Genomic DNA, 10133 nt, shown 5'->3' with positions numbered 1-10133 from the left:
CTTGGCCTGCAGCCAGGCGACCATGTCGCAGCGCCCGCCGCCGCCGCCCAAGGTCGAGCCCAAGCCCAAACCGACGCCGCCCCGGCGCACGGTCTCGCGACCGGTGCGCGCGCCCCCGCCCGACGTGGCGCCTATCGAGGCCGACTCCGGCCCGGTCACGGACCTGGCGGCCGAGGTGAGCGACGCCGAGCTCGCCTCTGCCGCCAAGGCCGGTTCCGGCGTCGGCGCGGGCGGCGGCGGCGGGCGCTGCGACATGGTCGCCTGGCTGCAGGCCAAGCTGCGCAAGGACCGCCGCGTCCAGGCCGCGATGGCGCAGGCGCATCAGGGCCGCGCGATCCGCGTCTGGAACGGCGACTGGGTCACCCATCCGGGCCAGGAGGGCAAAGGCCTCGCCTCGGTCCGCGAGGCCATCATGTGGGAGGTCGCCTTCGCGCCGGAAGCCTGCCGCCAGCAGCGGGTGCGCGGCCTCATCGTGGTCTCGCTGGACGATGGTCCGGCCTCGCCCCGGGTGGTGGTGGGCGCCGGCGACTGGCGCTGGTCCGACCTGCTCTTCGCCCGCAGCCGCGGCGGCTAGCCGGCCAAGAGGGCTTCCAGCTTGCCCACAGTGTTCCAGTTGCGCATCGTGCCGCGCACCTTCAGGCGGCGCTCGATCAGGGCGTTCGACAGCTTCGATGTGCCCGCCCCGCCCGGAAACCAGATGTAGAGGCAGCCGGGCCCGGCGCGCACCTGTTCCCCGGCGACGCAGGCGCTTTCCAGCGCCTCGAGCCCGGCCTGCGGCGTCCCGGTCAGGAACATGACCATCAGCCGGTTGGGCTCGTCCTTCGCCTGTCGCGGAAAGGGATTGGCCGCGATGACGGCCTGCAGCTGGGCGTGGTCGCGGACCATGACGTCCGTCGCCAGTCCCTGGTCCTTGGCGATCCCCGCCTCCAGCGCCGCCTCGGCCTGCGCCGGCGCCAGGCGCGAGCCGAACAGCAGGTTGCCGCTGGCCAGCAGGGTGGCGGGGCTGTCGAACCCCGCCTCCGCCGCGATCCGCTTCAGGTCGGCCATCAGCAGCTTGCGCCCACCGACGTTCACCGCGCGGAGGAGCCCGGCCAGGCGCCTCACTTCGAGGCCGCCTCCCATTCCAGGAACTCCGGCGTCTCCAGCAGGCGCTGGCAGTATTCGCCCGCCGCGCCCGTGTCGCCATAGTCGGACAGCTTCACCCCATAGGTCCGGAACCGGGTCGCCACCGGGGTGTAGAACGCGTCGGCGATCGACCATTCGCCGGCCAGGAACGGCCCGCCGAACCGGCCCAGCAGCTCGCTCCAGACCGTGACGATCCGGCGGATGTCCTTCTGCGTGGCCGGCGACAGCTCGGTGGGCCTGGGCTCGGCCTCCAGCGCCATGGGGCACTCGCCGCGCAGCGAGGCGAACCCGGAGTGCATCTCGGCCGTCGCCGCGCGCGCCAGGGCCCGCGCCACCGGGTCGGCCGGCCACAGGCCCGGCGCCTTCTCCGCCACATATTCACAGATCGCCAGGCTGTCCCAGATCGTCAGCCCACCGTCCTTCAGCACGGGCACCAGGCCCGAGGGCGAATGCACCCGGATCTGCGCCTCGCTCGCGTTGTTCTCCTGGCGAAGCTCCACCAGGGTTTCGGTGAAAGCCAGCCCAGAGCGCTTCAGCGCAAGCCAGGGTCGCAACGACCATGTCGACCACCGCTTGGTTCCGATCACCAGCTCCATCGCGCTCGCTCCATACTGCTGTTTTGAAACACTTGAATCGTTGCGGCCGGCCGCAGGGCGCCATCTAGTTCGGGCCAAGCACAAAGAAAACCAGAGGAACGCGTCCCCCATGACTGAAGCCGTGTCGCCCGACGCCACACCTGCAGCGAAGCCGGCGCTTCCGGACGACTCCGCCACGCCATTCTCGGTCGGCTACACGCGTTACGTCATGTGGCTGCTGCTCGGCATCTACATCATCAACTTCCTCGACCGTCAGGTGCTCAACATCCTGATCGAGGACATCAAGCTCGAGCTGCACCTCACCGACACCCAGATGGGTCTTCTGGGCGGGCTCGCGTTCGCGATCTTCTACACCGTCCTGGGCATTCCGATCGCCCGGCTGGCCGAGCGCAAGAACCGGGCGGTGATCATCGGCTCGTCCGTCGCCGTCTGGAGCGGCTTCACGGCGCTCTGCGCCACCGCCGGGAATTTCTGGCAGCTCCTCCTGTACCGGGTCGGCGTCGGCGTGGGCGAAGCTGGCTGCACGCCGCCCGCCCACTCGCTCATCGTCGACTACGTTCCCAAGGAAAAGCGCGCCTCGGCCTTGGCGTTCTACTCGATGGGCACGCCCATCGGCACTCTGGTGGGCCTGATCATGGGCGGGTTGGTCGCCGATGCGTATGGGTGGCGCGCCGCGTTCCTGGTGGCCGGCGTCCCGGGCCTGGTCTTCGCGGCCCTCGCCTTTTTCACCCTCAAGGAGCCTCGCGCCCGGCTCGCGCGCCATGCGGCCCAGGTGAAGGCGGCCAGCGCCACCTTTGGCGAAACCATGCGCTACCTGGCCACCAAGCGGACCTTCTGGTTCATCGCCCTCGCCGCGGCCGTCAAGGCCTTCATCGGCTACGGCCACGCGCCGTTCACGGCCTCGTTCTTCTTCCGCAACCACGCCGAGGAGGTGTCGCGCCTTGCGACGCTCTTCGGCGACATCTTCGGCTTCGACCTGCAGTCCCGCGGCTTCGTCGGCCTGGCGCTCGGCATCATGAGCGGTACGGCGGGAACCATCGGCGCCCTGGTCGGCGGGATGATCGCCGACAAGTTCGGCAAGAACGATCTGCGCGCCTACATGATCACCCCGGCCGTCGCCAGCCTGGTCACCATTCCCGTCTATATCGCCGCCGTCACCGTGGGCTCGGCGACGCTCGCCTTCTGCCTGCTGGCGGTCAACGCCTTCCTGGCCACCCTCTGGTACGGCCCCGTCTACGGCACCGGCCAGTCGGTCGTGCCGCCGCACATGCGCGCCACCGCCGCCGCGATCCTGCTGTTCATCATCAACCTGATCGGCCTCGGCCTCGGCCCCGTGGCCGTGGGCGCGGTGTCCGACTTCTCGGCCAACATGATGCTCGCCGACGCAGGACTTTCGGTCGGGGCGTGCAAGGCCGCCGTCGGCGCCGCCAAGGCCACGTGCGCCAGCGCCGTCGGCGAGGGCGTGCGCTGGGCCCTGATCGCCTCGACGATGTTCGGCCTGATCGCCTTCGCCTGCTTCTGGCTGGCGCGCCGCACCATCCGCGAGGACACGGTCAGCTAGAGCGGCTTGAGCTGCGCCGTCGGCGCGCGTAACCAGGCGGCGATGACCGAAGTCGCCGTCCAGACCCTGCTGTGGACCCGGACGCTCGTCGTCCGGGACATCCGCTGCCGCGGGACCTGCCGGCACGCCAGCGCCGAGGAATGCGCCACGGCGACCGAACTCGTCTTCCCTTATCGGGGCGTCTACACCCGGCAGGTCGGCCGGGACCTCGCGGTGGCCGAGGCCAACCAGGTCCTGTTCTTCAACGCCGGCGAGGGCTACCGCATCGCCCACCCGGTGGCCGGCGGCGACGCCTGCCTTTCCTTCGCGCTCGACGCGGGCGTGCTCAGCGAACTGGCGCCCCAGCCCCTGCTCCGCCGCGCCCCGACGCTGGCCTTCCACGACCAGCGCCGCCGCATCGACCCGCAGGCCCAGGCGCTGGCCGCCCAACTCCGCCACGGCCTCGCCGCCGGCGACCTCGAGCCGCTGCAGGCCGAGAGCCTCGCCCTCTCCCTGGCGCGTCGCGCCCTCGGGCCGCGCACCAGCCGCGCCGTCGGCGGGACCGCCGGCCGCCGCCGGCTCGCCGACCGGGCCAAGCTTGTGCTCAGCGCCGATCCCGCCCGCCGCTGGACCTTGGCGGAGATCGCCGCCGAGGTGGGGGGCTCGCCGGTCTACCTCACCCAGGTCTTCCAGGCCGTGGAAGGCGTGCCGCTCTACCGCCATCAGTTGCACCTGCGCCTGGCGCGGGCCCTGGACCTGTTGCCCGAGGCCGACGACCTCACCGCGCTGGGCCTCGACCTCGGATTCTCCAGCCACAGCCATTTCACCGCCGCCTTCCGCCGGGCCTACGGGCGCCCGCCGTCCGCCCTCCGCCGTCGACGCCCGGTCAAGGCGCGCTAGTTCCGAACGTCAGGGTCGCGAAAGTCGTCTCGAAGTCGGCGTCCGCCTCGGGCCCCAGCGGCTTGGTCCACACCACGCTCAGCCGCCAGGCGCCCGCCGGCGGCGCGGCGAAGACCGCCTCCCCCGCCGCATCCGTCCGCATCGTCGCCTGCGGCCCGGCCGCGCCGGCCAGGTCGGTCAACTTCACCAAGGCGCCCGCCAGCGCCCTTCCCTCGAACAGCACCCGCACCGGCAGCCGGCCGGCTCCGGTCCTTGGCCAAGCGAGGGGCACGATCTCGAGCGGAAGGCCCGCCGGTCGCGTCGCGGCGCCCTCGCCGCCGCCCGCCTGGACGATCGCCTTCGCCGCGCGCCGATAGCGTTCGGCGCCGTCGCGTTCGTTCCGCCCTGCCCCGGTCCGCGCTTCCAGGGCCGGGGTGAGGCCCTCCTCGACAAGGTAGGCGTTGAACCGCCCAGCCGGCAGCCGGCTGCGGCCCCCCGCGTCGGTCATCAGCACCAGCAGGTGCGCGCCGGCAGCGTCGAAGCGCACCGCCGCATCGCCGCCGTTCGCCCCGAGCGTCAGGGATCCGGCCATGTCCCGCACGGTCCCGTCCGGTCCCACCGCCTCGAACCGCACGATCCGACGCCGTGGGATTGACGAGCGTCGCCGCTCGGCCCCGTCCCCGACTTGAAGGGTGATCGCCGCGGCGCCGCCGGGCTCGACAGCGAAGCTCTGCGGCTGGATCCAGAAGTCGTGCGCCTGGGCGCCGCCTGCGACCAGGGCGAAGCCCGCCGCCAGCCAGGCCCTCATCGGTTCGCCCCCGGGGCCGCCAGGAACGGGAACGTCGCCCCGGCCCCGATCTCGTCCCGATCCACGCCGTCGCTCACGCCCGACGTCGTCCCGTTCACCAGCAGCGCGCGGTAGGCGTCCATCGCGTCGAGGTTCGGCGTCCGCCCCCCACAGTCGCCCGCCATGTCCCGGCGCCCCGACAGCGCCGACCGCTCCACCGCGAACAGCTCCGTACAGGTTCCCGACGCGCCATTCACCCACAGGCGGTCGTCGGCCAGCAGCGTCGCCAGAGGCAGGTAGCGCGACGGTCCGCCTTCGGCGTCGGCGAGCCAGGCGTTCCCGCACTCGCCGTCGAAGCCGTCGTACAGCCCGAGGCTCTTTTCGATCTCGCCCACGAAGACGTCCGAGTCGGCCGGCGTGGCGCGGTTGTACTGCGTCTTCAGCGCCTCGGCGGCTTCAGGGGGGCCCAGCGTGCCCAGCAGTGCGTTGCCGGTCAGCGGCCGGCCCATCCGGTCGATCCGGCCCTCCGCGGTCGCCGTCTCGGCCCATACCGCCAGCATCCGGCCGCCGGGAGCCACGGTCTCCACGTCCACCGACACCACCAGCGCGGCCGGGGTCCAGCCCGCCAGCAGGTTCTTCGCCGGCCCGCCTTCGGTGCGGCCCCAGCGGCGCAGGATGTCCCGCGAGACGTCCGCATCGAACGCCGGACACCCGGCCCGATCCATCGCCGCCCCGGCCCTCAGCGCCGCGCCCGCGGCGTCGTAAGCGTCCCGCGTGCCCAGCACGTTGTTGAAGAACGGATCGTCCCGCGGACCGGCGAACACCCGCATCCGCCCCTCGGCGCCGGCCAGGCCCTTCGGGCCGCCGACCCGGCAGTCGGCCGTCGCGCCATCGAACCTGCAGGTGATGTCGACCTTCGTCTGCGTCGCCCCGAACCGCGGCCCGCTGTCCACGTGGAAAACATAGGCGTGCCGGTCGGAAAACGCCTTGCCCACGATGGTCATCGCCAGGTTCAGCCGCTTCGCATCCGGCGACATCCAGGCATAGACATCCCCGATATCGGCCGCCGGATCAGCCACCACGGCGGCGCTGTCCAGGTGGTCCGAAGCCCGCCCCGCGCCGGCGCCCGCCAACGCGAACATCCCGGCCGTCAGGACCCGCGCCCCGAAGCGGCGCGCACGTTCGCCTATACCCATCCCACGATCCGCCCAGCCGTTGCTCCTGCCAGCTACCTAGCCGCCGCCAGCCCGCTCCCGCTGTCGAAATCTTTAGCGATCCGGCGCCGTTGGCGGCGCGAGGGACGGGGACGGGCCGGGGAGCGTTCCCCTAGCGTCCCCCTACCGCCCGCTCAAATCCCCGGCTAACGTCCCGCCGACAACCAACAACAGACCCCCCGGTCACCGGGGCGCCGGGAGCCTGCCACTCATGCCGCCAGCCAATGCCGCGCCCGGGGCGCCTGCGTATTCCCTGGGTTACCGCAACACGGTCCTGTGGCTGCTAGTGGTGGCCTACACCTTCAACTTCATCGACCGCACGATCATCTCGACCATCGGCCAGGCCATCAAGGTCGACCTGGAGCTGTCGGACCAGCAGCTCGGCTGGCTGGGGGGCCTGTCGTTCGCCCTGCTCTACACGACCCTGGGCATCCCGATCGCCCGGCTGGCCGAGCGCAAGAGCCGGGTCAACATCATCGCCATCGCCATCGTGGTCTGGTCGGCCTTCACCGCCCTGTGCGGCACCGCGACCTCGTTCGTGCAACTCCTGCTCTACCGCGTCGGTGTCGGCGTCGGCGAAGCGGGCATGTCGCCGCCGGCCCACAGCCTGATCAGCGACTATTTCGAACCCAAGAAGCGGGCCTCGGCCCTGTCGATCTACGCCTTCGGCATCCCGCTGGGCACCATGTTCGGGGCCATCGCCGGGGGCTGGATCGCCCAGAACGTGTCCTGGCAGGCGGCCTTCATGCTGGTGGGCCTGCCGGGCATCGCCGTCGCCATCGCCATCAAGCTGATCATCAAGGAGCCGCCCCGGGGCTGGAGCGACAAGCAGGTCGCCCTCGAGGCCGAGCCGCCCGCCGCCCTGGGCCAGGAGGCCTCGGAAGCCGGCGCCCCGTCCGAAGGGCCGGCCCGCACCGTCGACCCGCCGCCCTCGATCGTGGCCGTGGCCAAGCGCCTGTTCGGCTCGTGGGGCATGTTCCACATGATCGCCGGCATCACCATGGCCAGCTTCGCCGGCTACGGCACCGGCCAGTACGTGCCGCCGTACTTCATCCGCGAGTTCGGCCTGGACCTCGCCACCGTGGGCCTGCTGGTGGGCTTGGTGGCGGGCGTCGCGAACGGCGCCGGCACCCTCTTGGGGGGCTTCCTCACCGACTGGGCCAGCAAGCGCAACACGCGCTGGTACGCCCTGGTGCCCGGCATCGGCCTGCTGGTCGCAACGCCCCTCTACCTCTTCGCCTTCTCGCGCGACGTCTGGCAGCTGGCGGTGCCCTTCTGGCTCCTCGCCGGCGTGCTGCACTACACCTACCTCGGCCCGACGTTCGGGGTGGTGCAGAACGCCATGGACGTGCGCATGCGCGCCACCGCCGTGGCGCTGCTGTTCTTCGTGCTCAACCTGATCGCCCTGGGTTTCGGACCTCCCTTCTGCGGCTGGTGCATCGACCAGTTCGCCCGCGCCGCCTTCACGGCCAAGGGCATGGCCGGCGACTTCCTCCAGGTCTGCAAGGGCGGCGTGGCGCCGGCCGGCTCGTCCGCCGAGCTCTCGGCCGCCTGCACCACCTCGATGTCGGAGGGCACCCGGATGGGCCTGCTCTCGAACCTGCTGATCTACGGCTGGGCCGGGGTCCACTACCTGCTGGCCGCCATCACCCTGCCCAAGGACATGGCCCGCGCCCGGGCTGCGGCCGACGCGGGCGACGCGGCGGCGGCGGCGCGCGCGGCGGGCTAAAATTTATCCACAGAGCCCGTTCTCTCAGCAATTCAGCGGAATCTGGAACGCCGTTCTTTCACTTGACATTGGTTGTGCTCCGGGCAATCTCGCTCCGAGGTAGCAACCCTCGAAACCGCGTCGAGCGTCAGCGTTCATCAGAAATTTAGGGGGCGACTAATGCGCGCAGCAATGTGGGCTGCCTTGGCCATTGCGCTTGCTCAGGGGAGCGCAGCGCAGGCTGGAGGAGCCAGCGCCAACGGCGATCGTTTGGCGATGGTCACGTACTGGGGCGACGACCGGGTCGCTCTGCTCGACACGCAGGGACAGGATGGCAAAGAGGAGGTCTGGTCGATAGACGTCCTCAAGGCAGCGGGTTGCCCGAAGCCGTATGACGTCCGGGTGAACGCGGCGGGTAGCCGGGCCTACGTGTCATGCAGCGGGGGCGATGAGGTAATCGCTGTCGATATCGTGGCGCAACTCGTCGAATGGAAGGTGAAGACGGGCAAATCCCCCCGCGACCTTCAACTGTACGATGGTGACAAGAAGCTTCTCGTCGCCAACTCCGGCAGCGACACTGTATCGGTCGTGGATGTGGAAAACCGGAAGGTGCTCTACGAAATTCCGGTGGGTTTGCAGCCCTACGGCGTCGCCTTAGCGCAGGGCGGCAAGCTCGGCTTGATAACCGGATGGGCCAGCGGGGATTTGCACGTTCTCGAGCTCGGCGGCACTTCGGGGCGAGTGCTGGGCAAGGTGAAGGTCGGGCTGCTTCCCTATACTGTCGTGGCTCCTAAGGATGGCAGCGTCGCCTATGTAGCGGCAAACGGCGACCACTCTGTGGTCGCAGTCGACGTCGCCAAGCGAGTGGTCGTAAAGTCGCAGCCGGTGGGCCGCAACCCGTGGAGCATCGCAACCAACCCTGAGGGTACTCGGCTCCTCGTGGCCAACAACCGATCCGGAAACCTCTCCCTCATGGACGCCGTCGGCGAAGGTGGCGCGAGCAGCTTTACGGCCGGCCGACTGCTCGACGCAGGCGCCGTTCTGAATCCGTCTGGAGTCTCGACCGCCCGCGCCGCGAAGAACGTAGCGCTTACCGCCGATGGCAAAACGGGGATTTTCACCGACCTGGCCAACAACCAAGTCGTCGTTGTCGACACAACGACCGGCCAGATTAAGAAGGCTATTGCGGTGGGTAAGGCTCCGTACGGCATCGAAATGATCCGACCGGTGAACTAGACGGCAATGCGGCTGCTCAAGCTGGGTCTGGCCGCGTGGAGTGTCGCGGCTTCGGCTCTGGCCGCCGACGCACCGACGGTCACACGTTACTTTGGTGAACCCCTACCTGGGCTCTCCGCTAGCGATGCAGTCGCCTTCGAACGCGGGGCGAGACTCTTCGCGCGAAGCTGGGAGCGCGAGCGGTCGGGCGTGGCCAACGCACCGAGTTGTGTCGCCTGCCACAGCGTGCCGACCCCCGGGGGCAGCGGGATGGCCGATAGGGCGCTAGTGTCTATCGACACTCAAGCTGCTGCGGGTGAGCGGGAAGAGATTCTTCAACGATCCATCGCGCACGACACGGCCGGCGACCTTCGGCGAACCCCTGGGCTATATGGGGTGGGCTTCCTGGAGGCGGTCGAGCCGAAGGCCGGGATCGGTCCCTTCCGGATGGGAGCTCACAACGTCCAGCCAAGTCTACGCGAATTCGTAAGCACTGCATTCGCGACCGAGTTGGGCGTTTCTACCAGCCGCCACTGCGCGCGTCGCCGGGTGGCCGACGCCTATCCGACACGCTGCACAGCGGGGATTCCCGACGGCGACATAGACGACGTTGTGACCTACCTTCGAAACTTGGCGCCGCCGGCCCGACCTACGCGCGAGTCAGAATCGTCGGCGAAAATCTTCGCCCGGATCGGGTGCTCATCATGCCACGTCCCGGCTCTAGAGCTCGGCTCCGGAGCTGGCCCACGCTTCGCCCGCACCGTCATCTACCCGTTCAGCGACCTATCAGCGCACGATATCGGAACTAGCCCTCGGGGCCCGATCCGCACCACCCCTTTGTGGGGTCTCAACTCGCTCGGTCCCCCCTATCTTCACAACGGGTCGGCCAACAGCATCGAAGCCGCGATCGTGGCCCATCGCTTGGAGGCGGAATCGTCACGCCGGGCGTTCGAATCTCTCCCTGAAGAGACCAAGCAAGCGCTACTTGAGTATCTACGGTCATTTTGAACCCTGAACCGGCGGGGGAAATGGGGTTGCCGCGGCGGGGAAAAGGACATCGCAAACCCGA

Annotated in this window: 10 protein-coding genes; 6 read left to right on the top strand and 4 right to left on the bottom strand. The window is 69.9% G+C overall.

The genetic code is table 11. The features are described from left to right. Positions 1 to 574 (top strand): hypothetical protein (locus AX721_RS00670; protein WP_231754690.1); only part of this gene is annotated, 574 nt, incomplete at its 5' end. Here AX721_RS00670 and AX721_RS00665 read toward each other — a convergent pair. Together AX721_RS00665 and AX721_RS00660 are read right to left on the bottom strand one after the other, a co-directional pair. Next, entirely contained in the window at positions 571 to 1104 is a 534-nt protein-coding gene (locus AX721_RS00665) for a DUF1697 domain-containing protein (protein ID WP_231733183.1), read from the bottom strand. The genes AX721_RS00670 and AX721_RS00665 overlap by 4 nt on opposite strands. After that, positions 1101 to 1721: a glutathione S-transferase family protein gene (locus AX721_RS00660; RefSeq protein ID WP_068874000.1), complete on the bottom strand. Its 621-nt coding sequence runs from the start codon at positions 1719 to 1721 to the stop codon at positions 1101 to 1103. The genes AX721_RS00665 and AX721_RS00660 overlap by 4 nt, the downstream gene beginning before the upstream one ends. 109 nt (positions 1722 to 1830) lie before the next feature. On the opposite strand from AX721_RS00660, the gene AX721_RS00655 reads away from it, so the two are divergent. Together AX721_RS00655 and AX721_RS00650 are read left to right on the top strand one after the other, a co-directional pair. Next, positions 1831 to 3282 (top strand): MFS transporter, encoded by a 1452-nt coding sequence (locus tag AX721_RS00655; protein WP_068873999.1) that lies wholly within the window; start codon positions 1831 to 1833, stop codon positions 3280 to 3282. Positions 3283 to 3324: 42 nt separating this feature from the next. Further along, entirely contained in the window at positions 3325 to 4161 is an 837-nt protein-coding gene (locus tag AX721_RS00650; RefSeq protein ID WP_068873998.1) for an AraC family transcriptional regulator, read from the top strand. On the opposite strand, the gene AX721_RS00645 is transcribed toward AX721_RS00650, so the two are convergent. Continuing rightward, positions 4148 to 4948, bottom strand: coding sequence for a DUF4198 domain-containing protein (locus AX721_RS00645; RefSeq protein WP_068873997.1), 801 nt, complete (start codon positions 4946 to 4948; stop codon positions 4148 to 4150). The two genes, AX721_RS00650 and AX721_RS00645, sit on opposite strands and share 14 nt — an antisense overlap. Continuing rightward, positions 4945 to 6123, bottom strand: coding sequence for a hypothetical protein (locus AX721_RS00640; protein ID WP_068873996.1), 1179 nt, complete (start codon positions 6121 to 6123; stop codon positions 4945 to 4947). Before AX721_RS00640 ends, AX721_RS00645 begins: the two co-directional genes overlap by 4 nt. Before the next feature lie 229 nt (positions 6124 to 6352). On the opposite strand from AX721_RS00640, the gene AX721_RS00635 reads away from it, so the two are divergent. From AX721_RS00635 to AX721_RS28700, 3 genes are all read left to right on the top strand, one after another. Next, positions 6353 to 7870 (top strand): MFS transporter, encoded by a 1518-nt coding sequence (locus AX721_RS00635; RefSeq protein ID WP_068873995.1) that lies wholly within the window; start codon positions 6353 to 6355, stop codon positions 7868 to 7870. Positions 7871 to 8053: 183 nt separating this feature from the next. Continuing rightward, entirely contained in the window at positions 8054 to 9085 is a 1032-nt protein-coding gene (locus AX721_RS00630; RefSeq protein WP_197422418.1) for a YncE family protein, read from the top strand. Positions 9086 to 9091: 6 nt separating this feature from the next. After that, on the top strand, positions 9092 to 10072 hold the full coding sequence (locus AX721_RS28700; RefSeq protein ID WP_082765419.1) for a di-heme oxidoredictase family protein: 981 nt from the start codon (positions 9092 to 9094) through the stop codon (positions 10070 to 10072). Positions 10073 to 10133: the final 61 nt, after the last annotated feature.

It is taken from the genome of Phenylobacterium sp. CCH9-H3 (assembly GCF_001557235.1).
GTDB lineage: Bacteria > Pseudomonadota > Alphaproteobacteria > Caulobacterales > Caulobacteraceae > Phenylobacterium.
This window is presented reverse-complemented; position numbering and strand designations above follow the sequence as displayed.